20 protein-coding genes are annotated in these 22,917 nt (G+C 71.6%); 12 read left to right on the top strand and 8 right to left on the bottom strand.

What is annotated here, in order from left to right; genetic code table 11:
• Positions 1-3: 3 nt before the first annotated feature.
• Genes ACWF62_RS00110 through ACWF62_RS00095 form a run of 4 tightly spaced genes read left to right on the top strand, consistent with a single transcriptional unit; the run spans position 4 to position 5,376 of the window.
• Positions 4-2,001: a glycosyltransferase gene (locus ACWF62_RS00110; protein ID WP_452629180.1), complete on the top strand. Its 1,998-nt coding sequence runs from the start codon at positions 4-6 to the stop codon at positions 1,999-2,001.
• The gene (locus ACWF62_RS00105; RefSeq protein ID WP_452629179.1) at positions 1,998-4,238 is read left to right on the top strand and encodes a hypothetical protein; all 2,241 of its coding nucleotides are present in this window, start codon (positions 1,998-2,000) and stop codon (positions 4,236-4,238) included. Before ACWF62_RS00110 ends, ACWF62_RS00105 begins: the two co-directional genes overlap by 4 nt.
• A complete protein-coding gene (locus tag ACWF62_RS00100; RefSeq protein WP_378505759.1) occupies positions 4,235-4,432 on the top strand; it encodes a hypothetical protein in 198 nt (65 codons plus the stop codon). Before ACWF62_RS00105 ends, ACWF62_RS00100 begins: the two co-directional genes overlap by 4 nt.
• On the top strand, positions 4,429-5,376 hold the full coding sequence (locus ACWF62_RS00095) for a glycoside hydrolase family 16 protein (RefSeq protein WP_452629178.1): 948 nt from the start codon (positions 4,429-4,431) through the stop codon (positions 5,374-5,376). Before ACWF62_RS00100 ends, ACWF62_RS00095 begins: the two co-directional genes overlap by 4 nt.
• Here ACWF62_RS00095 and ACWF62_RS00090 read toward each other — a convergent pair.
• Together ACWF62_RS00090 and ACWF62_RS00085 are read right to left on the bottom strand one after the other, a co-directional pair.
• Positions 5,355-6,689: a lipopolysaccharide biosynthesis protein gene (locus ACWF62_RS00090; RefSeq protein WP_452629177.1), complete on the bottom strand. Its 1,335-nt coding sequence runs from the start codon at positions 6,687-6,689 to the stop codon at positions 5,355-5,357. The two genes, ACWF62_RS00095 and ACWF62_RS00090, sit on opposite strands and share 22 nt — an antisense overlap.
• Positions 6,686-7,537, bottom strand: coding sequence for a glycosyltransferase family 2 protein (locus ACWF62_RS00085; RefSeq protein WP_452629176.1), 852 nt, complete (start codon positions 7,535-7,537; stop codon positions 6,686-6,688). Before ACWF62_RS00085 ends, ACWF62_RS00090 begins: the two co-directional genes overlap by 4 nt.
• Before the next feature lie 200 nt (positions 7,538-7,737).
• Between ACWF62_RS00085 and ACWF62_RS00080 the strand changes: the two genes are divergently transcribed.
• The 8 genes from ACWF62_RS00080 to ACWF62_RS00045 all read left to right on the top strand — a co-directional run bounded on the left by ACWF62_RS00080 (position 7,738) and on the right by ACWF62_RS00045 (position 17,429).
• Positions 7,738-8,928, top strand: a complete 1,191-nt coding sequence (locus tag ACWF62_RS00080) for a 4-hydroxybenzoate 3-monooxygenase (RefSeq protein WP_452629175.1) — start codon at positions 7,738-7,740, stop codon at positions 8,926-8,928.
• Between the two features lie 117 nt (positions 8,929-9,045).
• Positions 9,046-9,861 (top strand): 2-amino-3,7-dideoxy-D-threo-hept-6-ulosonate synthase, encoded by an 816-nt coding sequence (locus ACWF62_RS00075; protein ID WP_452629174.1) that lies wholly within the window; start codon positions 9,046-9,048, stop codon positions 9,859-9,861.
• A 47-nt stretch (positions 9,862-9,908) separates the two neighbouring features.
• A complete protein-coding gene (locus ACWF62_RS00070) occupies positions 9,909-11,093 on the top strand; it encodes a 3-dehydroquinate synthase II family protein (protein WP_452629173.1) in 1,185 nt (394 codons plus the stop codon).
• A gap of 4 nt (positions 11,094-11,097) precedes the next feature.
• Positions 11,098-12,228 (top strand): LLM class flavin-dependent oxidoreductase, encoded by a 1,131-nt coding sequence (locus ACWF62_RS00065; protein ID WP_452629172.1) that lies wholly within the window; start codon positions 11,098-11,100, stop codon positions 12,226-12,228.
• Positions 12,221-14,779 (top strand): AMP-binding protein, encoded by a 2,559-nt coding sequence (locus tag ACWF62_RS00060; protein ID WP_452629171.1) that lies wholly within the window; start codon positions 12,221-12,223, stop codon positions 14,777-14,779. Before ACWF62_RS00065 ends, ACWF62_RS00060 begins: the two co-directional genes overlap by 8 nt.
• A complete protein-coding gene (locus ACWF62_RS00055) occupies positions 14,776-15,660 on the top strand; it encodes a beta-1,6-N-acetylglucosaminyltransferase (RefSeq protein WP_452629170.1) in 885 nt (294 codons plus the stop codon). Before ACWF62_RS00060 ends, ACWF62_RS00055 begins: the two co-directional genes overlap by 4 nt.
• On the top strand, positions 15,657-16,958 hold the full coding sequence (locus tag ACWF62_RS00050; protein WP_452629169.1) for a lipopolysaccharide biosynthesis protein: 1,302 nt from the start codon (positions 15,657-15,659) through the stop codon (positions 16,956-16,958). The genes ACWF62_RS00055 and ACWF62_RS00050 overlap by 4 nt, the downstream gene beginning before the upstream one ends.
• Before the next feature lie 45 nt (positions 16,959-17,003).
• Positions 17,004-17,429 (top strand): Rieske (2Fe-2S) protein, encoded by a 426-nt coding sequence (locus ACWF62_RS00045; protein WP_452629168.1) that lies wholly within the window; start codon positions 17,004-17,006, stop codon positions 17,427-17,429.
• Here ACWF62_RS00045 and ACWF62_RS00040 read toward each other — a convergent pair.
• The 6 genes from ACWF62_RS00040 to ACWF62_RS00015 are packed head-to-tail and all read right to left on the bottom strand — an operon-like array spanning position 17,413 to position 22,916.
• Positions 17,413-18,297, bottom strand: a complete 885-nt coding sequence (locus ACWF62_RS00040) for a glycosyltransferase family 2 protein (protein WP_452629167.1) — start codon at positions 18,295-18,297, stop codon at positions 17,413-17,415. The two genes, ACWF62_RS00045 and ACWF62_RS00040, sit on opposite strands and share 17 nt — an antisense overlap.
• Positions 18,298-18,308: 11 nt before the next feature.
• A complete protein-coding gene (locus ACWF62_RS00035) occupies positions 18,309-19,283 on the bottom strand; it encodes a glycosyltransferase family 2 protein (protein WP_452629166.1) in 975 nt (324 codons plus the stop codon).
• 5 nt (positions 19,284-19,288) lie between these two features.
• Positions 19,289-20,311 (bottom strand): endonuclease/exonuclease/phosphatase family protein, encoded by a 1,023-nt coding sequence (locus ACWF62_RS00030; protein WP_452629165.1) that lies wholly within the window; start codon positions 20,309-20,311, stop codon positions 19,289-19,291.
• Positions 20,312-20,320: 9 nt separating this feature from the next.
• The gene (locus ACWF62_RS00025) at positions 20,321-20,551 is read right to left on the bottom strand and encodes a phosphopantetheine-binding protein (protein ID WP_452629164.1); all 231 of its coding nucleotides are present in this window, start codon (positions 20,549-20,551) and stop codon (positions 20,321-20,323) included.
• Between the two features lie 50 nt (positions 20,552-20,601).
• On the bottom strand, positions 20,602-21,867 hold the full coding sequence (gene entS / locus ACWF62_RS00020; protein WP_378505743.1) for an enterobactin transporter EntS: 1,266 nt from the start codon (positions 21,865-21,867) through the stop codon (positions 20,602-20,604).
• Positions 21,868-21,869: 2 nt separating this feature from the next.
• Positions 21,870-22,916 (bottom strand): ABC transporter substrate-binding protein, encoded by a 1,047-nt coding sequence (locus tag ACWF62_RS00015; protein ID WP_452629163.1) that lies wholly within the window; start codon positions 22,914-22,916, stop codon positions 21,870-21,872.
• Position 22,917 lies beyond the last annotated feature (1 nt).

Raw genomic sequence — 22,917 nt, 5'->3', positions numbered from 1 at the left:
GCCTTGGCCTCGACAACCCGTCCCGACCCCGGGCTCGCCATCCTCATCAGCTGCTTCACCACCGCCCGGCTCGACCTGCTGCTCGCGGGCATCGAGCGGGCGCGCGCCCAACTGCGGGACGGTGACGAGGTGATCGTCGTCGTCGACCACAACCCCGAATTGCTCTCGATCCTCCGGGAACGCTGCCCGTCCGACATCACCCTCACCCCGAACCGGCACCGCCGCGGGCTGTCCGGGGCACGCAACACCGGGCTGGAGATCGCGGCCGCCGAGATCGTCGTCTTCCTCGACGACGACGCCTCGGTTCGTCCGCACGCGCTCGACGCCGTGCGAACCGCGTTCACCGACCCCGCCGTCGTCGCGATTGGCGGTGCGGTGCACGCGAACTGGGAATCCGGCCACCCGCCTGGCTGGTTCCCCGACGAGTTCGGATGGGTGGTCGGCTGCGACTACCGCGGCCTGCCCGCGGACGGCGCCGAGATCCGCAATCCGATCGGTGCCGCAATGGCGGCCCGCCGCGCCGAACTGCAGAAGATCGGCGGCTTCTCCGACCGGCTCGGCCGGGTCGGCACCGTGCCGGCAGGGTGCGAGGAAACCCTGATGGGAATCGAGCTGCGACAGCAGTTTCCGGGCACCCGGATCGTCCGGGTCACCGGTTTCGCCGTGGACCACTCCGTGCCGGACCGCCGGGCGACGGTGCGCTACTTCGTCTCCCGCTGCAGGCACGAGGGCCGCTCGAAGGCGGTGCTCACCGGCATGGTGGGGGCCGACGCCGGACTGTCCGCCGAACGCAGCTTCGTGGTGCGCACCCTCGGCACCGGGGTGCTGCGGTACCTGCGGCGGACGGTGGCCGGTCGGGACCGGTCCGCACTGACCCGCATCCTGACGCTGACCCTCGGCCTGGCCGTGACCGTGGCGGGCACCGCCGAGGGCATGCTGCGCCGGGGATCTGCCGGGTCCGACCGCGCTGCCGCTGCGCTTCCCCTGGCCGCCGGGGATCCCGCGGTCGGCGAGGACGAACTGGTGACGATCGTGATCCCCACCGTCGGGCGTGACTCCCTGCGCACCACCGTGCGGGCCGTGCTTGCGCAGCAGCACCGCACCATCGAGCTGATCGTCGTCGACAACCGGCCACACCGCGGCGCCGTTGCGCGCGCGCTGGACAGGATCGACGATCCGCGCCTGCGCATCGTCGACCAGCCGGTGCCGGGGGTGTCGGCCGCCCGGAACTTGGGGCACCACCACGCGAGCGGCCGGATCGTCGCCTTCACCGACGACGACGCCCTGCCCGACCCCGGCTGGATCACCGGCGTCGTCGCGAGCTTCCGGGCCGATCGCGGCGGTGCGGTCGGCGCGGTGACCGGGCGCGTTCTCGGCACCGAGGCAACCAACCGCATGCAGGAGTGGTTCGAGGAGGCGAAGGTCTTTGACAAGGGCGAGTCCGCGACGGTGTGGGCGCTAGGCACCCACGAAACGGACCCGGCGCTCGGCGACTTCGGCGCCCACGGGCCCTTCTTCCCCTACACCGCGGGCGAGTGCGGGTCGGGCAACAACATGGCCTTCCGGTCGAGCGCGCTGACGTCCATCGGGGGATTCGATGAGCGCCTCGGCACCGGAACCCCCACCCGCGGCGGCGAGGACCTCGACGCGTTCCGCGCCACCCTGCTGCGGGGCTGGTCGATCGCCTACAACCCGGACGCTGTCGTCCGGCACTACCACCGCGACAACATGGCCGACCTGCGCACGCAGAGCTACGGATACGGCACCGGGATGGCGGCGTCGCTGACGAAATTCGTCGGCACCGGGCAGCTGTGGCCGATCCTGTCCCGTGTCCCGCGGGGACTCCACATGCTGCTGTCCCCCGCCTCCGCGAAGAACGCGGACGTCCCGTCCGACTGGCCGCTGCACCTGCGGGCCCTCGAGGTGTGGGGCTACCTGACCGGACCGGTGCTGTTCGTCCGCAGTCACCTCGCGGCCCGGCGGACCGGAGCGACCCGATGACCGCGACGGACCTGCCCACCGACCACCTCACCGCCGCCAGGCGAACCGAGGTCCGGTACGGCTGGCGGCCGCGGCCCGCGCTGCTCCTCGGCGCCGTCGTCGCGGCGCTCATGCTCGCGTTGAACCTGCTGGTCGCCACCGGGTCCGCGGACCTCGTTCCCACCCCGATCCGGATCCTGGTCGTGCTTGCCGGCGCCACCCTGGTCCCCGGCCTCCCCGTGGTGGTGGCCCTGCGGATCCCCGGGCGAGCGCTGTTCGCGTCGCTGGTCGTGTCGGTCTCGCTGGCAACGACGATCCTCGCCGCCCAGTTCACGATGGTCCCGCAGTGGTGGGATCCGGCGACCGTGCAGACCCTGCTCGCGGCCGGGTCCCTGCTTGCCTGTGTGCTGGTGCGCCGCACCGTTCCCGCCGACATCGCCTGCCCGCGCAGCAAACTGCACTACCTGCGGTCCTGGAGTCGAGCCCGCACGACCAGCCTGGTCGCGCTCACCGCATCGATCGTCCTGTTCGCGGTCGCGGCGGCGACCCTGGACTATCTCGACGCCGGGCGCTACGGGATCATCACGCAGATCGGGGTCGTGTACGCGCTCGGGCTCGTCGTCCTGTGCGGCACCATCGTGGTCGGGCTCACCCGCCCGCGTATCGACCCGGTCGTGATGTCCGCGGCGACGCTGGTGCTGATCGGCTACACGACGATGCTCGTCCCGGCCGCCAGCGGCCAGACGACGGTGCCCACCGCGTTCGTGCACCGCGGCTTCATCGCGGCCCTTGCCCAGGGTGAGCGGCTCCCCGACGCGATCGACGCCCGGTTCAGCTGGGCCGGGTTCTTCTCCGCCGGAGCGCATCTGGTGACGGTCGCCGACCTTCCCGACGCGACCGCGCTGCTGGCATGGGCGCCGCTGTTCATGGGCGCCCTGCTCGCCTTCCCGCTGTACGCGATCGCGATCGCGATCACCGGCCGGGCCCGTCTGGCCTGGCTGGCGGTGATCCTCTACCAGCTGTTCAACTGGTATCAGCAGGACTACTTCGCTCCGCAGGCGGTCGCGATGGTGTTCTACGCGACCGTCGTCGCGACCCTGCTCTGGCAGCTGCGCAGGGCCCCCCTTCCCGGCATCGGTCCCGGGGTCGGACGGTTCCTGATCGACGCGCCGCGGCGCACCCCGGGGCTGGTCCCCGGTTTCGGATCGGTTCGCACCCTGGCACTCGGCGCCGTGCTGCTGCTGGTGCTCGTGGCGAACACGGTCACCCACCAGATCACGCCGATCCTGGCGATCATCGCGCTCGCCTTCTTCTCGCTGTTCGGCCTCACCCGGTACCGGACACTATGGCTCGCCGCGGGTCTCGTCTTCGCCGCCTGGTTCAGCTACGGCGCCACCGACTTCTGGACCGGTCACCTGCAGTCGATCTTCGACGAGCTCGGCCAGATCGGTAACTCCGTGAACCGCGGTGTCGGCGACCGCATCTCCGGCGATCCCGACTATCAGCAGATGCAGTACCTGCGGATGGCGGCGTCCGGCCTGTTCGCCTGCGTCGCGTTCGTCGGGTGGCTGCTCGCCCGGGGCCGGCGGGCCTGGCTGGTTGCGGGCGCGCTGTGCGCTGCCCCGTTCACCCTGGTGCTGCTGCAGAGTTACGGCGGCGAGATGATCATCCGCTGCTTCGTCTACGCGTCGCCGGTCCTCGCGCCGTTCGCGGCAATCGCCGTGGCCCGCGGTATGACCCTGATCCGCCGCCGATCGGCGGTGCGCGGCAGGGGCGCCCGCCCGGTGGCGCTGGTCGCGGGGACCGTCGCCCTCGTGATGCTCGGCGTGCTGCTGACCACCAACCGTGGCCTGAACACGGCGTTCGAGGCGTCGACGACCGAACAGGTCGCGATCACCGACGAGTTCATCGCCGCCGTCCCGCCGGACACCACGATCATGTCGTGGTCGCACGCCCCGCACAGCAGCGGTGTCCGCCGCACCCTGGACCCGCGTGGTCCGCGGATGATGTTCATCGACAGCTACCCGTGCCTCGACGACCTCGCCAACTGCGCGAGGACCCGGGACCCGTCGTACCTGTACCTCACGACCCAGGGCACCGGCATGCTGCGGTTGCAGTACGGCATGTCGCAGCGGTATCTCGACGACCAGGTGCGGGCCATCCTCTCCGGGGGTCGGTACCTGCCGATGCTCGAGCGCGAGAGCATCACCATCCTGCGCCGCGTCGACTCCCCCGTCATCGAATTCGAGACCTCATGAACCTGACCGTCCTGTTCTTCCTGCTCGCCGCCGCTCTGCTGGTGGCGGGCGTGCTGCTGCGCGAACGCGAGGTGCCGGACACCGGCGGCATCGGCAGACGCCCACCCGCCCAGGTGATCTCGCTGCTGCTTGCGTCCTGCGTGGTGACGGCGGCGGTGCTGACCTTCGCCCGGCTGATCGCGATGGCGGTATGACCCGTCGCCCCCTCCGGGTGGTCGCGGCGGCGCTCGCCGTTGCCACCTGCGCCGCCTGCACGATCCCGACCGACGACACCGCGACCTCGTCCCCCGAGGCGCCGGACGGCCCGGGGAACGCCGTGGTCGCCGAGGTCGACTGCGGGCAGGGCCAGATCCCCGGCGGCACACCGGTCCCGGTCGGCGACCTGCCCGGCTGGAAGCAGATCTTCACCGACGAGTTCGACCGCTGCGAACTCGGCAGGCAGTGGAGCACCTACAGCGGTCAGCCCGGCGGCAACCCGCACGGCTGGTGGGACGGCACGATGGTGCAGGTCTATGGCGGTGCGCTGAACCTGCTGTCGGAGCGCAGCGGCGACGGGTGGGTCAGCGGCGGCGTCTCGAACTTCCCGGTGACCCAGCAGTACGGCCGCTGGGAGATCCGCATGCGGGCCGACCGCAGCGACGACATCTCGTACCACATGCTGTTGTGGCCGCAGCGCGAGCAGTGGCCCCCGGAGATCGATTTCGCCGAGTCCGCCAGCGGCGAGCGGACCCAGCTGGATGCCTTCCTGCACTGGGTCGGTGACGACGGGAACCGGAAGTCACACGCGATCGTCACCGGCGACTTCTCCGAGTGGCACACCGTCGGCGTGGAATGGGGGCCCGGCATCATCCGCTACCTGCTCGACGGAAAGGTCTGGGCGGAGGCGCATTCGGAGACGATGGTGCCGGACGAACCGATGTGGCTGGGGCTGCAGGCGGAGGCGGGCGCCTGCGAGCGGCGGGCCGACTGGGGCATCGAACCGTGTTCGGAGACCGATCCCCTTCGCCCGGACCGGGTTGCGGTGCAGGTGGACTGGGTGACGGTGTACGAGCCGGTGATGTCCGATCTGGAGTGGATGCAGGAGCGCGGTGTGTTCGATCCGAACCCGGACGTGGTTCAGATGTCCGAGGACCGCTGAGCACCGACGGCATCCCGGTCCAGTGACCGCAGCGCCCGCAGCAGGGGTACCGCAAGTACCGCGGCCGATGCGGATTCGGCGACAAGGTACGCCAGCCCCATCGCGGCAAGCCCGTGGTCGCCGATCAGCGCGACGCTCAGCCCGAGGATCAGGGCCGCGTTGCCAATCTGGACCGTGATGGCCAGGGTCAGCCTGCGCCGGACCCTGGCGATCGCGGTGTACGCGAACGCGATCGACGCGGGCAGCACCGCAACGGCGGCGAGCCGCAGCAGCGGTGTTCCGGTCTCGGCGTACTCGGCTCCGACGACGTCGAGGAGGACCGGGCCGAGGATCGCGAACAGGACCACCGCTCCGGCCGTCACCGCGGCGAGCACCAGGAGGAATCGGCGGGTCAACTCCCGCACCCGGTCCGGGTCGGCGGCAACGCCGGACACGTACGGGCCCATCAGCATCGTCATCAGGACGAGCACCGCCGAGACGAGCGACCAGGCGATCGCAAAGTGCGCGTTGGCGTCCGCGCCGAGTCGGGTCACGACGATCAGGGGAAGCATCAGCGGCGCAAGCGCTCCCACCACGTAGATCCCATAGGATCCGGCCAGGTAGGTACCCATCTCGCGGGCGGGCGGCAGCGCGGGCGGGACGTCCCTCAAGTCGGGTCCACGCAGCCGACGGGCGACGGCGACGCCGAGCACCGCAGCGCCGATCAACGCGGGCACCGTCCAGGTCCAGACGATCGCCACTCGCGACGCGGTGAACGCGAGCGCGGCCGCGGCGACGAGCTTGACCGCCGCGTGGACCACGTTCTTGGTTGCGGCCCACCCGGCCTCCCGCAACCCGACGGCGGTGTGGTCGAGCAGGGCGAACCCGGAGAAGACCGCAACGACCAGCGGGAAGGACGCCGCCTGCAGCGGGTGGGCGAACATCTCGTCGGTCGGCCCCCAGACCAGGAACGATGCACCGAGCAGCAGCCCGCCGCACCCGCCGATCGCGAAGCCGTTCCGGACGAGGGTGGCCGCCCTGGTGCCGGCGAGCGGAAGGAACCGCTCGAACAGTGCACCGAGAGCAAGGTTTCCGAACGCCGACAGCATGGTGGCGGTGGTGATCACCGCCGACGCGGCACCCACCTCACTTGCCGGGTACAGGCGTCCGAGCACCGCCCAGTAGGCGAGGCCGAGCCCGCCGGTCAGCGCGGCGGACACGGTCAGTGCGAGGCTGTTGCGCTCGAGGCTCTTGCCCGGACCGGCACCAACCGCGGTGCGGTCGGTCGTGTCGACAAGCGTCGTCGGCGATGACCCTGGCGCCGCCGCGGTCACCGCGTCAGTTCGCGCACGTCAGCACGCGCCGACTCCTTGCGAATGTGCTTGGTGTCGCGCCAGTGCTGCCATTCCTGGCCGATGGTGCGCAGCACCCGCATGCCGTCGCTGTAGGCGTTGAGGTTGCTCCGACCGTGGATGCGGGGTCCCTCGAAGCTGCCGACCTCCGCGATGACCAGTCCGGCGGTCGCGAGACGGACGTTGATGACGGTCTCGATCTCGAAGCCGTCGCCCCACTGGGCCCGCTGGTACTCGACGGGCGGTAGTTCGATCAGCGGGACATGCTTGCGCCAGAAGGCGTTGTAGCCGTAGCAGAGGTCGGAGAAGTCGGTCCGGAAGATGATGTTGACCAGGCCGTTGAGGCCCTTGTTGCCGAGGTTTCGGAGGGTGGTGATGTCGGAGCTGCCGCCGCTGCCGACGAAGCGGCTGCCCTTCGCCAGGTCGGCACCGCCGACGAGCGCCTCGACGAACAGCGGGATCTCGGCCGGATCGGTGGATCCGTCGGCGTCGATCATCACGATGATGTCCTCGGTCGCGACGGCGAAGCCACAGGCGAGGGCGTTACCCTTGCCGCTGCGGGTCTGCGTCACGACGGTCGCGTCCGGCCACAGCTCGCGCGCGACGGACACCGTGTCGTCGGTGGAATTGCCGTCCACGAACACGATCTGGTCGATTCCGTCGGGCATCCGGGAGGCAACGAACGGCAGGTTCTTCGCCTCGTTCATGGCCGGGATGATGACCGAGACCGTCGGCCGACCGGTGCCGCGCCCGGCGAGGCCCTCGACCGGGGGCGGGGCGGTGGTGCCCGCGTCCGCGCCGGAACCGTCGGTCGGTGTCGTGGTGCTCAAGTCGATAGCTCCAGTCGTGATCAGGGGGACGACCCCGCCAGGTATCGGCGAGTCCGGGCAATCTCGTTGCCCGCTGGTCGATTCGGGGGTCCCGCAGTTCGTCGAACCGCGTGTCATACAGTAGAAGGTAGGCAAGCCTAAGCAAAGCGACAGGTACCCCATGTGACGACTGTCACACAGCAGACGAGGAGCGAGGCCGCGTGCACACCCAGGTAGCGATCATCGGCGCGGGCCCCGCCGGCCTCACCCTCGCCCACATGCTCCACCTCCAGGGCATCTCCTCGGTGGTGATCGAATGCCGCGGCCGCGAGCACATCGAGACCCGCACCCGCGCGGGCATTCTCGAGCAGCCGACCGTCACGCTCTTCGAGGAACTCGGAGTGGCCGACCGACTGAATCGGGAGGGCCTGTCCCACAACGGTTTCTACGTTCGCTTCGACCGCAGCACGCACCACCTGGACTTTCACCGACTGATCGGCGGCAACGCGACCGTCTATCCACAACAGGAGGTGGTCAAGGATCTCGTCGCCCACCGGCTCGCCGCGGGCGGGCCGATCCTGTTCGACACCGCGGTGACCGCGATCGAGACGACCGCGGACGAGGCACGCCTGCGACTCGATCACCGCGGCACCACGACGGAGCTGACCGCGGACTTCGTCGCCGGCTGCGACGGCTTCCACGGAGTGAGCCGTGCGCACCTTCCCGCGGCAGGACTCCGGGAGTTCACCCGCACCTACCCGGTCGCCTGGCTCGGCATCCTGGCCCACACCACGCCGACCACCCCGGAGGGCATGTACTGCGCGCACGAGAGCGGCATCTCGGTGCACAGCATGCGCGGACCGCGAATCACCCGGCAGTACCTTCAGGTTCCGGCCGGGACCGATCTCGCCGACTGGCCCGACGACCGCATCTGGGACGAGCTGACGGTCCGCAGCGCCAGCGACGACCACCCCGAACTGGAGCGGGGCGAGATCGTCGACCGCTCACTGGCGCCGCTGCGGTCGTATGTCTGCGAGACGATGCAGCACGGCAGGCTGTTCCTGCTTGGCGACGCGGCCCACATCGTCCCGCCCACCGGCGCCAAGGGCCTCAACCTCGCGGTCTCCGACGCCTGCGTCCTCTCCCACGCCCTCGGCGGGTGGTACCGGGCCGGGACCCGCGCCCATCTCGACGCCTACAGCCAGACGTGCCTGCCCCGGGTCTGGAAGGCGCAACACTTCTCGTGGACCCTGACCACGACCCTGCACGCCCTCTCGGACGACCCGATGGACTGGCCGCTGCGTCGGGCCCGGCTGGCGCGCTGGGTGGAGTCGGAGGCCGAGCAGGCCGCGCTCGGCGAGGTCTACCTCGGCCTTCCGTTCCCCACCCCGTGGCGGCACCCGGCCGCCTGAGCGTGATCCGGGAGGGCCCGCTACCCTCCCCGCTGGCGTTTGTGTAGCCTACCCTAATTACGCGAGGCCCCCGGGCCGTTCCCACGCATGCGTGCTGTCCGAATTGGAGTCCGGTCGATGCTCAGCTTCCCCACGCCCCACCGCACTCAGCCCCTGAGCGGCAAGGGCATTCGCATGTCCCGGATCACCAAGCACGGGCGGACGATGATCGTGCCGATGGACCACTCGGTCACCGTCGGACCGCTCGGCAGCGCCGACCACACCGACAGCCTCGTGCGCACCCTCGCCAATGCCGGGGCCAACGCCGTCGTGCTGCACCGCGGCCGGGCCAAGCTGGTCGACCCGTCGTCGTTCTCCCGGATGGGGCTGATCGTGCACCTGTCCGCCGGGACCACCCGCAGCATCGACCTGCACGCCAAGGTGCTCGTCGCCGGTGTCGAGGACGCCGTGCGGTCGGGAGCCGACGCCGTCAGCGTGCACGTGAACATCGGGTCGCCCACCGAACGCGAGCAGCTCACCGACCTCGGCGCCGTGTCGAGGGAGTGCGACCTGCTCGGTGTCCCCCTGCTTGCGATGATGTACGCCCGCGGCCCGCTGCGCGCGGATCTCCCCCCGGACACCGACGAACTGGCCCACCTGGCCGCGATCGCAACCGATCTCGGCGCCGACCTGGTCAAGCTCGACTACTGCGGTGACCCGGACGCGATGCGCGGGGTTGTCGAGTCCTGCCCCATCCCGATCTGCGTCGCGGGTGGTCCCGGATCCGGCGGCGATGAGCAGACCATCGCGCTCGGCGCGGAGGTGCTCTCGTCCGGCGTCGCCGGGTTGAGCTTCGGCCGCACCGTGTTCGAGGCACGGGACCCCTACGGCGTCACCGCCGCGCTCGCCCGGCTCGTCCACTCCCCCGTCGCCGTCGAACTCGAAAGCGCCTGACGGCAGCCGACCCACCGCTCCACGACCCGAAGGGAACCCGTCCGCACATGGACAGCACCATCGTCACCGACCAGATCGTCCCCGCAGCGGGCGCAGGCTCGGACACCCGCCGCACTCCGATCAGCCGGGAGGGCCACTTCGCGTGGCTCGACGTGCGCGCGGTGGACCGGGACCTGCTACCCGCGATCGTTCAGGCGGCACTGCACCACCGGATCGACGGCATCCTGTCCGACTCGGTCGCGACGTTCGAGGGACTGCCGCCGACGGTGCGCCGCATCCTCGCCGTCGCCGCCCCCGTCGCCGCGGACTTCCCGTACGACGCGGTGGATCTGGTGGTCGTCGCCGACCGCGCCGACGTGCACTCCCCGCACATCGGGCACACCCCCGACCGCGGTGTGCACGTTATCGTCTCGGACGCCCCGACGTTGCAGGTGGCGTGCGAGGTGGTCCGCGAGGTTCCGTGGACGCTGCTCACCTTCACCGACCCGACCAAGATCCCGCTCGAGATTGTCATCGCCGCCGCCGAGAACTCCGGCGGCCGGACGATCACCACGGTCACCGACATCGAGGACGCCGAGATCGTCAAGCTCGTCCTCGAGCACGGGTCCGACGGACTGCTGCTTGCGCCCCGCACCGCCGACGACGTGGTGAAGCTGGCGCGCATCGTCGACCACCGGCTCGAGGGCATGGAGCTCTCCGAACTGGTCATCACCAAGGTCGAGCACATCGGCATGGGCGACCGCGCCTGCATCGACACCTGCTCGCTCCTCGAGCTCGACGAGGGCTGCCTGATCGGGTCCTTCTCCACCGGCATGTTCCTGTCCTGCAGTGAGACCCACCCCCTGCCGTACATGCCCACCCGACCGTTCCGGTGGAACGCGGGCGCGGTGCACTCGTACGTGCTCGGGCCGGACAACCGCACCCGCTACGTCAGCGAACTGCAGGCGGGCTTCCCGATCCTCGCCGTTCGCACCGACGGCAGCGTCCGCGAGGTGCGGATCGGCCGGGTCAAGATCGAGAAGCGCCCGCTGATCTCGATCACCGCGGTCGCGCCGAACGGCAAGAACGTCAACGTGATCGCGCAGGACGACTGGCACGTGCGGCTGCTCGGCCCCGGTGGCAGCGTCAACAACGTCACCGAACTGGCCCCCGGCGACACCCTGCTCGGCTACGTCCCGACCGAGGCCAGGCATGTGGGACTGCCGATCACCGAGTTCTGCGACGAGCGTTAGGACCGTGAGCACGACGACGCCCGAGGTTCTCTGGTACATCGGGGCGAACGACGGTGCGGCGCCGTGGGATCCGCGGCATCGCTTCCCGCCGTCCTTCGCCGCGCTGCGTGAGCAGGCCCGCACTCTCGACCGGCTCGGGTACTTCGGCGCCCTGACCACCGCGCGGGAGGCGATCTCCCTGGTCGCCGACACCGAGCGGCTGCGGTTCCTGGTCCCCGAGTACCCGGGCGTCAAGCCGCCCGCACTGCTCGCCGAGGAGGCGCAGGTCTTCGACCAGTACTCCGGCGGACGATTGATCTACAACCAGGTGAACGGTGCCGACCCGGTGCTGTCCCGGTACGGCCGCTTCCACTCGAAGTCCGAGCGCTACGCGATGTCGGCGGAGTACTGGTCGCTGGTCAGGCGGCTCTACCTCGACGACACCGACGCCCACGCCGGAACGCACTTCGAGTACGGCCCGCGGTACAAGCCCGCGATCGCCGGGCCCCGGCAGCCCGGCGGTGTCCCGCTGTGGGGCACCGGCGCGTCGCCGGAGGGCATCGCGCACGCCGCGCAGGTGCTCGACGCGTACCTCATGTTCATGAGCCCGGCGCAGGCGATGGACACGGTGTTCAGCAGGGTCCGCGCGGCCGCCGCCGACACGGGTCGGGAACTGCGGTTCGGGGTGCTGGCGAGCGTGCTGGTCCGGGAGACCGAGGAGGCGGCCTGGGAACGCTTCGAATGGCAACTCGCGCAGACCGATCCGGCGTCGGTGCTCGCCACCGCGGACCGCAACCTCACCAGCTTCGGGTTCCCCCCGCTGGCGGAGCTGACCTCCGACGACCCGCAGGTCCGGGCGCGGATCGCGGCGCTGCGCGCGGGGCGGTTGCCGACCCGGGCCGAGCTGGAGTACGCGCCGAACCAGGCCGCCGGACTGACCACCTGGACCGGGGCCGAGCCGCCGTTCGACGTGGCGGGCAAGGGCACCGGCAACTACCTGGTCGGCAGCGCCGACAACGTGGCCGCCCGGATCCGGGAGCTGTCCGAGCAGCTGGGCATCGACATCTTGATCCTGTCCGGGTGGCCGCTGATCGACGAGGCCCGGGCCGTTGCGGAACTGCTCTTTCCCCGACTCGGGATCCGCACCGGTGTCTGAGCTCCCCGGTGACGGTGCCGTTCACCCCGTCCAACCGGTCACAGGTGCCCTTCACCGGGGGGCGCCGGACCTGGCGACGCCGCAGCGCGGCTACGCGCCGTTCGCGGTGCCGTGGACGTCGATCCGGGAGCGGTTCGCGGTGGTGGCGGCGGCCCTGCCCGACGAGTTGGCGGTGGTCTGCCGCGGCGAGTCGATCACCTACGCGGCGCTGCACGCGCGGGCGGCGGCCGGGGCCCGCGCCCTGGTGTCCCGGCTGGGCGGGGTGCGCCGACCCGTCGCGATCGACACCGACTGCAGCCTCGACTGCGTCGTCACGATCGTGACCATCCTGCTGTCGGGGAATCCGTTGGTGCTGCTGGACTCCCGACTTCCTGACGAGCGCCGCACCGACATCCTCGCCCGCAGCGGCGCCCTCCGCTACCGGGCCGCCGACCTCGAACCGGCCGATGCGGGCGCGCCGCTGCCCGCCGTCGCCCGCACCGATACCGCGGTGCTGCTGTTCACGTCTTGGTCTCACGGCCCGCCTCAAAAGATGCGGCAAGGGCCACAGCAGCTGCCTCACCCAGCGGCGGACTTTCACACCACCCTCGGGATCGGTGCGGGCGACCGGGTCGGGATGGCCCTGCCGATCAGCTTCGGCGGCGGCATGGACGTGGTGGTCAGCGCGCTGCTCAACGGCGCGACGCTGCACTACCTCGACCCGCGCGAGGTCGGCAGCGACGCACTGCCGCAGTGGATCCCCGGCGAAGCGCTGACCACCCTGCACGCCACCCCGTCGCTGCTGCGCGCGGTGCTGACGGTGTGCGCGGGCGGCCCCGCGCTCGGCAGGCTCCGACTGGTCACCACCTGCGGCGAGGCGGTGCACGGCGACGATGTGACCGCGCTGCGCACACAGCTGGGGCCGCACGGTGTCTACTGCAACCTGTCCGGCTCGTCGGAGACCGGGAACCTGGCGTTCAATGTGTTTCCGCCGGAGCGGCCGATCCCGGACCGGGTCCTCCCGGTCGGGGTGGTTGCCGCAAACAAGACGGTTCGCCTGCTCGGCCCCGACGACACGCCGGTCCGGCCGGGGGAGGTCGGGGAGATCGTCGTCGACTCCGACTACCTCGCCGAGGGCTATCACGTGGACCGCGACGGCGGGGCCGGCGCCGACGTCGACCGGTTCGGTGTGACCGCCGCAGGCGCCAGGTACTTCCGGATGGGCGACCTTGGCCGGTTCGACGGGAACGGGGACCTGCATCTGGTCGGGCGCGGCGACGACGCCGTCAAGGTCCGCGGCTATCTCGTCGAGCCAGCGGAGGTGGAGTCGGCGCTGCGCAGGCTGCCCGCGGTGAACGAGGCGGTGGTGCTCGCGCGCAGCACCGATGCCGGGCCCGCGCTGGTCGGCTATGCCGCGGTCCGGCCGGACGGCCGGGCGCCATCTGCGGCCGATCTGCGACGGGACCTGCGGGCCGCATTGCCGGACTGGATGATCCCGGCGCACCTGGTCCTGCTTCCCGCGCTGCCGCGCAACGAGCGGGGCAAGGTGGATCGGTCCGCGCTGCCCGGGCCCGCGCCGCGGCCGCCGGTGGTCCCGCCCGCCGCAGGCACCGAGACCGACCTCGCCGCCCTGTGGGCGGAGATCCTCGGCGTCGAGCGGGTCGGCCGCGACGACGACTTCACCGCCCTGGGCGGGGACTCGCTGCAAACCCAGCAGATGCTGACCCGGGCAGGTGAACGGTTCGGGGTGGCGCTCACGTCCGCGACGCTGGCGAACCATCCCACCCTGCACCGGTTCGCCGGGCACCTCGACGCGCACGCCGGGGGCGCGGGTGGCTCGGTGCTGGTCCCGCTGTCCCCGACCGGGACCGGCACCCCGGTGTTCGCCGTCGCCGGGGCGGGCTCCACCGCACTGGCGCTGCTGCCCCTCGCGCGTGAACTCGACCGCCCCGTGTACGGGTTGCAGGCGCACGGCCTCGAGGGCCGCGGGCTGCCGGACTGGACGGTGGCCGCCGCCGCCCGCCGCTACCTGCGCGAGATCCGCAGGGTGCAGCCGCGCGGCCCGTACGCCCTCGTCGGGCACTCCCTCGGCGGTGTGATCGCGACGGAGGTGGCCCGGCGACTGGAGGCGGCCGGGGACACCGTGCACGCGGTGGTGTGCCTGGACACCCTGCTCGGCGGACCGCTCTCGGTCGGCGGGCCGAATCTGCCCCGGACCGCGGACACCCCGCCCGCGGTGGCGGCGGCGCCGCCGTCCCGCCACGACCTGTGGCGCACCCGGCTCCGACTGGTCACCGCGGGCCTCGTCCCCCGGCCCGCCCAGCAGCAGTGGGACCTGTTCCACGAGGTGGGTCGGCGGGTGGCGCTGCTGCACCGGCTCCGCCCGTGGCACGGCCGGGTCGCGGTGGTGATGGCCGAGGATAACCCGGACGATCCGGCGTGGTGGCCGATCGTCGCGCCGAATGTGGTTGCGGTGGACCGGGTTCCCGGCGATCACGTCGGAATGCTGCGCGCCCCGCACGTGGCCCGCACGGCGGCGCTGGTCCGCACCGCCCTGGAGCCGACCCGATGACGGACCGGTTCGCGGTGCTGGTCCTCGCGCACCACCAGCCGCGGGTGCTGGCCGCGCTCCTCACGTCGCTGCGGCACCCGGCGATCGACGTGTACGTGCACGTCGATGCCGATGCCGACCTCGCCCCGTTCCTCGCTGCTGCACCGCAGCGGGCGGGGCTGACGTACCTGCGGGGCAGGCGGCCGGTCCGCTGGGGCGGCATGAGCGTCGTCCTAGCCACGCTGGATCTGCTTGCCGCAGCAGCCGATTCGGGCTCGCATTACCGGAGGTTCACGCTGCTGTCGGGGTCGGATCTGCTGATCGCCCCGCTCGACACGGTGCTGCGGGTGTGGTCCGGGCGCACCGAGTACCTGCGCATCGACCGCCGGGTCCGCGAGCCGGGGACCGTGCGCGCCAGGCAGATCGCGCGCCGGTACTTCCCCGACGACCGGGTCCGGTGGCGGCGGCTCCTCGACGGCCGGATCCCGCGCCGCGTCGACGACACCGTTGACCTGCTCCAGGGTTCGCAGTGGTGGTCGCTGACCGACGCGGCGGTCGAGCACGTCCACGGATTCCTCACCGCCAACCCGGCATGGCTGCGGTTCCACCGGCACACCCGGTGCCCGGACGAGGTGGTCTTCCACTCGATCGTCGCGGCGTCCCCGGTGGCGCATCGGATCGCCCAGCCGCTGGGCAGGCCGGGCGCCACCGACGGCAGCGACCCGGTGCACGGCCTGCACCACATCGACTGGTCCGACCCCGCCGCGATCAGCCCCCGCGTGCTCGGCGCCCCCGACGAGGCATCGCTGCGGGCCTCACCGGCACTGTTCGCCCGCAAGGTCGACGACTCCTCGCTCGCGCTGATCGACGCGTTCGCCGCGAACCCGGCGCGGCCGCGGTGAGCCCGCGGGCGACGCGGCTGACCGCGTTGGAGTCGAATGCCGCGGCGCTGATGCTGTCGTCGGTGGTGACCGGGGCGCTCGGCCTGGTGTACTGGGCCGTCGCGGAACGGTTCTTCGCGACCGCGGAGGTGGGGCGGGCATCGGCGGTGATCAGCACCGCGACGATGCTGGCCTCGGTGTCCTGCCTGTCCCTCGGCGGCGCCTATCAGCGGTTCCTTCCGGTCGCCGGGCGCGCGTCGGCCCGGCTGATCGTCGGCGGGCTCGCCGTGACCGCCACCGTGGCTGCCCTGCTCGGCGTGCTGTTCCTGCTGCTGAATCCGTCCAACACCCGACTGTTCGCCGCCACCGCCGAGTACGCGGCGTTCCCGTTCCTCGTCGTCGCGTTCGCCGTGTACGCGCTGACCGATCCGATCCTCACCGGACTCCGGCTCGCGAAGGCGGTTGCGGTCAAGAACATCGCCCTGTCGGTGCTGAAGATCGTTCCGGTCGTCGCGCTGGCGGGGGCAGGATCGGCGATGGCGCTCAGCGGATCGTGGGCGGTGTTGGCGTTCGGGGTGACGGCGGTCGCGGTGTTCCACCTGCTCCGCGTTGCCCGCGGTCGCGCGGAGATCGCGCCGCAGCTGCCGCCGGGGCGGGAACTGATCGCGTTCCAGGGCGTCTACTTCACGATGACCCTGGTGCTGACGGTGACTCCGCTGATGCTGCCGCTGATCGTGGTGTCGCAGCTGGGAACCGAGCAGAACGCCTACTTCAACCTGGCGTGGACGATGTGCTCGGCGGTGGGCCTGCTGCGCAGCGCGGTGGGATCGTCGTTCGTGGTGGAGGCATCCGCGCCGGATGCGGACCGGGCAGCGCTGCTGCGCAGGCTGCTCCGGATGCTGGGGGCGGTCGCGGTGGTGTCCGCCGCTGGCCTCGCGGTCGGCGGGCCGCTGGTGCTGTACCTGGTGAGCCCGGCCTACTTCCACGCGGCCACCGGGCTGGTGCTGGTGATGGCGGCGGATTCCCTGGTCGGCACCGTGGTGCTGCTGTATTTCCTGCTCGCCCAGATCCTGCGGAGGCTGCGGCTGATGCTCGTCATGCAGATCCTGATCGTGGCGACCACGCTCGCGGTCACGCTGGCCCTGGTGCCGAGGCTGGGCCTGATCGGTGTCGGGTTGGGGTCGTTGACCGCCCAACTCGTCGCGGTGGCAGTGCTGGCGGTCCCGCTCCGGCGGGCGATCACCGATCTAGTGCGCTCCGCGCCCGTGGGGGGGGTTTGGCCCCACCCTGGGGGAACCCCCCCAACAGTCTCGGGGTGAGGGCGCGGCCGGGGAGTCCTCCCGGCGCCACTAGAGTGGTGGACCATGACTGCACCGGGCCGGCCCCTGACCCGCCGCGCGTTCGTCGCCGGAGCGTGTGCGGCGGGCTGCTTCGCCGTCGCCGGCTGCGCGAGCGGCGGCACCGAGCCAACGCAAGCCCGCTCCGGCCCGGTCCGGATCCCGGTGGGCGACGTCCCGGTCGGCGGGGGCGTCATTCTCGCCGCCGACCAGGTGGTGGTGACCCAACCGGAACCCGGGGTCTTCCTTGCGTTCTCCGCGGTGTGCACGCACGACGGCTGCCTGGTCTCGTCGATCCGGAACGGGCGGATCGTCTGCGGCTGCCACGGCAGTTCCTTCTCGGTCACCGACGGTTCGGTGGTGCGCAACCCCGCTCAGCAGCCGCTGCCGCGGCGCACCGTCGAGGTCGCCGGTGACACCCTGACCGTCGCCGCGGCTACCGGCCCCTCCTGACCGCCGCCAGCGCCTCCACCACCTTGCGCCCGGTGAACCTGGCCGTCTCGACTCCGGGGCGCCGGACGAGCGCGGCGGCGGAGGGCCCGGCCAGCGCGGCGACCGTCCTTGCCGCCGCGGGGATCACCGCGACCCCGGCAGGGGGCCGCGGCCACAGCAGCGTGCCGAGCGTCCGGTCGGGCAGCGGGCGCACCCCGGCGGCGAGCGCGTGCTCGCGCGCGATCCGCAGGTGCGCGCGCCGCTGCTCCTCGGCGTGGACGGCGCTGACCTGCTCGGGGTAGATCCGGTACCGGTACCCGAGCATCGGCAGGTTGCCGAGCCTGCCGTGCTCGGACAACTCCGCCCACATCCGGTAGTCCTCGGCGTGCGCGAACTCGGGTCGGAACCGGACGCCGCTGCGGTCCAGCACGGACCGGCGGATCATCACCGACGCACCACAGTGGCAGCTCGACAGCAGCAGACGCTGCCTGCACGCGGTATCGGTGCGCGGCATCCGGACCCGGCCGGTGAGCGCACCGAACAGTTCGTAGTCGGTGCCGCACACGACCAGCGCCGGGTCGTCGTGCATCGCCCGCAGTTGCGCGGACAGCCTGCCCGCAGGCATCAGGTCGTCGGCGTCCATCCGGGCCAGGAACTCGCCGCGGGCCTCGTCGAGCCCCCGGTTGAGCGCGCCGACCAGGCCGGTGTTGGTCTGCCGCACCACCCGCAGCCGGGGGTCGCGCACCGCAGCGAGGACCGCGGCGGTGTCGTCGGTGGAACCGTCGTCGATCACCAGCAGCTCAAAGTCCCGGAAGTCCTGGGACAGCACCGAATCCAGCATCGGACGCAGGTAGCGACCCGCGTTGTAGGCGGGGACGAGGACGGTCACCGTTGGCACATTCATCGATACCTCAGGATCGTCGAGTACAGCCGGGGCGCCACCGCGAGCAGCGCGGCGAATACCGCCTCCCTGCGGTGCCCGGTCCGCACCAGCGGGACAATGTCGCGCACCGAGACGACGCCGCGCACCCTGCCGAGAGCGGTGTCGTAGAGCTCCGGCCGCGACGGTGCGACGTGGTCGGCGCGCATCGCGACATGCGCAACGGACCGCAGCACCTCGCGGTACCGGAACCCGAGCAGCTCCTGAGCCCAGCGCCCGCTCAGCCCGGCGGCGGCGACCGCGGCCCGCACGTCCCGGTCGACCGTGAACAGGTCGAGGGTCCGGGTGCTCAGCGAGGTGCTGATCGATCCCTCCCGGTACAGGTACCGGTACAGCGGTTCGTCGACGAGCGCGACCCGCGCGGCCGCCAACGACATACGCATCAGCGGTGCCATGTCCTCGTAGCCCTGGTCCTCGTCCCAGGGCCGGTCCCCGAGCACCGCGCGCCGGAACAGCTTGGTGCATGCGTACGCCTTCGCCCGACCGGTGACCAGTCGGTGCGCAAAGTCGGTGCCGGACACCACCATCGCGCCGTACGGCTCCTCGTCGACCTGCAGCACCCGACCGTCCTCGTCGACCCGCAGGGTGCGGGTGCAGGCGAAGTCCGCGGACCCGTCCTCCAGTGCCGCGGCGAGGAGTTCGACGAACCGGGGGTCGGCCTGGTCGTCGCTGTCGAGGAACCAGATCAGGTCCCCGGTTGCGGCGGCGAGGCCGGAGTTGCGGGCCCGACCAAGGCCGCGGTTGCGGTCGTGCACGACGGTGCGCAGCGGTGCGCCCCGTTCGGTCAGGTACCGCTCGGCGACCGCCATCGACGTGTCACCGCCGCGGTCGTCGACGAGGACGATCTCGTCCACCGGCCGGGTCTGCGCGAGCACCGACCGCAGGCAGCCCTCGACGTACGGCAGACAGCGGTACACCGGAACCACCACACTCACCCGGGTCACCGCTTCGCCCCCGTCCCGTCGAACCCCGTCCCGTCGAACCCCGTCCCGTCGAATTGCGGTGTCACGGTGGCGAAGATGCCGTGGTGATCGGAGCCGGGCAGGTCCACCCGCTCGTACTCCCCCACCACCGCGTCCCTCAGCACGATCCGGTCGATCGCGAGCATCGCCGGATACCACCGGTCCGCCGGGTAGGTCGGCACCAGCCCGGCGCCCGCCTGCTCACCCGCGTCGACGAAGCCGCCGGTGAGGATGCTGCGGTACCGGCTGTGCGAGTACGTCGAGTTGAAGTCGCCGCTGACGATGACCGGGTCGCCCTCGCCGCCGATCCGGTGCAGCAGTCCGGTGAGCTTCGACATCTCCGCCGCCCACATCCAGGACGGCGACGGGTACGGCGGCATCGGGTGCACCGCAACCACCGTCACGCGGCGCCCCTCCCCGACGTCGATTCCGGCGACCAGGTTCGCCATCGAGAAGCGTCCCAGCATCCGCGGATCGTGCATCGGGAACCGGCTGTAGATGCCGGTGCCGCCGCCGCCCGACTCCTTCGGTTTCAGGAACGTGACGGGCAGCAGATCCTCGAGTCCCGCCGCCCGCAGCCGGGTGACCGCCGCGTCGGTGAGTTCCTCGACCGTCAGCAGATCGGCCCGGCGCGACCGCACCAGGTCGACGAGGGCGTCGGGGTCCGCCTCACCGAGCCGAATGTTCGCCTGCAGCACCCGGATCTGCCCGTCCGCCGCGGCCGCGGCTGGAGCGTTCCGGACGAACAGCGGTGCCTGGGTGACGATGCCCGCGAGGAGCACCAGCAGCCCGGCGAGCAGGGTCCGCCTGGCTCGCACCGCCGCCAGCGCCACCACCCCGGCCACGCCGACCGCGAGCAGCACCGGCACGAACGACGACGCGATGATCAGCGTGTTGCTCTCCGGCCCGATGTAGTGCAGAAGGACGCCGAGCGCGGCGACCGCGACCGCCCCGACGCCACCGCCGAAGCAGATGCGGCGCACCGCCTCTCGCGGTGTCACGGGTGACACTCAGCTCGCACCGAGGACCTCGACCCAGGCGCCGAGGTGCGGATCGGAGGCGAGGTCGACGAAGTCGACGACGGCGCCCTCGGAGCGCCACCGCTCGACCAGCGACATCAGCCGGACCGAGTCGAGGCCGAGATCGAGGAGATCGGCCTCGTCGGTGAATTCGTCGGCGGGCAGGTCCAGCAGGGCGGCGAGGTCCGCGATCACGCGGCCCCTGGTCAGTGCAGTGCTCATGTGGTGGGTCTTTCGCAGTGTGGGCGGGGTTCGGGCGGGGATCGGGTGGGTCAGGCGGGCACCGCGGTCGCCGCGTCGGCCGGGTCGGCGACGGTGCGACGCAGGGACCCGAGTACGACGAGGAAGACCACCGCGACGGCGCACATCGTGAGGCTGTAGGTGACCACCGCCGACGACGGGGCGACGACCCCGCCGAACGTCCCGGCGATCAACGCGCCGACCGAGACACCCGCGACCTCCTGCGCCGACCAGAGACCGTTCACCCGTCCCAGCAGGTGTTCGGGTGTGTGGGTCTGGATGAGGGCGTACCGCAACACTTCCTGGACGGAGGCGATCGCGCCGACCGCGACGAGCACCAGCACCGCGACGACGAGGGCCCCGGTGAACCCGACCAGGGCCTGCGCCGCGAAGCCGGCCGCGAGGGCGACCAGCAGCACCGTCCCCGGCCGGGTGAGGCGGTTCAGCCATCCGCTGGTCACCGTCGCGATCACCGCTCCGACCGCGCTGGCCGCGTAGAGCAGACCGGCGGCCCTGGAGTCTCCTGCCCACTGTTCGTCCACCAGGCCGGGCACCAGCACCAGCACTCCGCTGCCGAGCATGGCGATCACGCCCGCCACCATCACCCCACCGATCACCCTGTGTTCGAGGATGAACCGCGTCATCGACACCGGCTGCGGCGCGTCGCCGCGCCGATCCGGTTCGGTGGCCGTCGGTGCTGGCAGCGGCGGCAGCCCGGCGAGCAGCGCGATCGTGATCGCGGTGCCGATCGCGGCTACCCAGTAGTTCCAGGACACCGAGAACGCCGCGATGACCAGGCCGCCGAGCGCGGGCGAGACCACCGCACCGACGCGGGCGCCGAGCACGTTCAGTGCGCCGACCCCGACCAGCTGGTCCCGCGGGACCAGGGTGGGCACCACCGCGAACAGCGCGGCGATGCTGATCGATCCGATCAGCCCGTTGATCACCGACAGCACGATGATCGCCTGCCACGACGGGTCCGCGAGCATCGCGTTGACGGCGAGCCCGACGAACGTCAGCCCGGACACGGTGCGGGCGAACAGGATCAGCCTTTTGCGGTCGTATCGGTCGGCGAGGGTGCCGCCGATCATCATGCCGCCCATGGACGCGGCGCCCTCGACCGCGGCGACGAGCCCGACCAGGAATGTCGATCCGGTCAGGTCGTACATCTGCAGGGGCACCCCGACCATCAGCATCCCGATCCCGAAGATCGAGATGGTGCGGGCGATGAACACCCGCCGGAACGGTGCGCTCTCGCGCAGCGGCCGCAGGTCGAGGAGGACGCCGCGTTCACTCATCGTCAGCCCGCGATGCTCTTGGCGACGGCGTCCGAGATCATCGGCATCACCTGGTCGGTGGCCCAGCCGAGCGAGAGCGCCGACGGGAACCCGACCGCGTTCGGGAGACCGGTGGTGCGGGCCAGGGACACGACGGCGCCCTCCTGGACGGCGGGCAGCGCGTTCCAGGCCGCGAACTTCGTCAGGTAGCCGAGGTCACCGGTCGGCGACACGACGACCTCCACGTCGGCGTTCATCTCGCTGATGTTTTCGTAGGACAGCACCCCCCGGCCGTCGGCGTCGACCGGCAGCGTCGTCGCGTACGGGCTCAGCACCAGCCCGAGCGAGGTGAGGAACTGGCCGATGCCGCGCTCGTCGGAGGCCAGCACGGACAGCTGGCCGCCGGTGTCGCCGATCACCGCGTTGTAGGTCTTGCCCGCGATCGCCGGGTTGGCGGCCTTCGCCGCGTCCAGTCGCGCCTCGGCGTCCGCGATCACCTGATCCGCCTTCGCCGGGATGCCGAGCGCGGTCGCGACCTTGCGGGTCGAGTCCTGCCACGGCTCCCCGTTGGCCTTGGTGTCGAAGTGCACGACCGGGAACTGGGTGCTGAGCTGGTCGAAGATGGACTGGTCGAGGCCCCAGAAGCCGGTGGAGACAATGATGTCCGGCTGCAGGACGGCCAGCTTCTCGGCGATCGAGTCGGCCCCGGTGTCCATGTCGAGGGTCTCCGGCTGCGCCCCGCCGAGCGCCTCGCGCTGCCACGGCCAGATGCCGGATCCGCCGGTGGCGGCCCGGTTCTGCGCGTCGACGGGGAACGCGACGGGGGTGACGCCGAGCGAGAGCAGGATGTCCGCGTCCTGCGGGGACAGCGGCACCGCGCGCACCGGCTGCGCCTCGATGGTCGACTCGCCGAACTTGCCGGACACCGTCACCGGGAACTGCGCCGACGCCGTGTCCGCACCGGTCGGGGTGTCGGCGGAGCCGGAATCCGAGCCGCACGCGGCGACCCCGAGCATCACGGTCGCCGCCGCGAGCGCGGCCCCGATCCGTCTGGTCCATCGAGCGTTCATC

Source organism: Rhodococcus sp. NPDC054953 (assembly GCF_053609225.1).
Note: the sequence above shows the minus strand (reverse complement) of the source record. Positions and strands in the feature narration are given on the sequence as shown.

Bases quoted from the DNA above. Each gene is read 5' to 3' on its own strand.
- ACWF62_RS00105 (WP_452629179.1), top strand. From the start codon at position 1,998: ATGACCGCGACGGACCTGCCCACCGACCACCTCACCGCCGCCAGGCGA.
- ACWF62_RS00100 (WP_378505759.1), top strand. From the start codon at position 4,235: ATGAACCTGACCGTCCTGTTCTTCCTGCTCGCCGCCGCTCTGCTGGTG.
- ACWF62_RS00095 (WP_452629178.1), top strand. From the start codon at position 4,429: ATGACCCGTCGCCCCCTCCGGGTGGTCGCGGCGGCGCTCGCCGTTGCC.
- ACWF62_RS00075 (WP_452629174.1), top strand. From the start codon at position 9,046: ATGCTCAGCTTCCCCACGCCCCACCGCACTCAGCCCCTGAGCGGCAAG.
- ACWF62_RS00070 (WP_452629173.1), top strand. From the start codon at position 9,909: ATGGACAGCACCATCGTCACCGACCAGATCGTCCCCGCAGCGGGCGCA.
- ACWF62_RS00055 (WP_452629170.1), top strand. From the start codon at position 14,776: ATGACGGACCGGTTCGCGGTGCTGGTCCTCGCGCACCACCAGCCGCGG.
- ACWF62_RS00045 (WP_452629168.1), top strand. From the start codon at position 17,004: ATGACTGCACCGGGCCGGCCCCTGACCCGCCGCGCGTTCGTCGCCGGA.
- ACWF62_RS00025 (WP_452629164.1), bottom strand. From the start codon at position 20,551: ATGAGCACTGCACTGACCAGGGGCCGCGTGATCGCGGACCTCGCCGCC.
- entS (WP_378505743.1), bottom strand. From the start codon at position 21,867: ATGAGTGAACGCGGCGTCCTCCTCGACCTGCGGCCGCTGCGCGAGAGC.
- ACWF62_RS00015 (WP_452629163.1), bottom strand. From the start codon at position 22,916: ATGAACGCTCGATGGACCAGACGGATCGGGGCCGCGCTCGCGGCGGCG.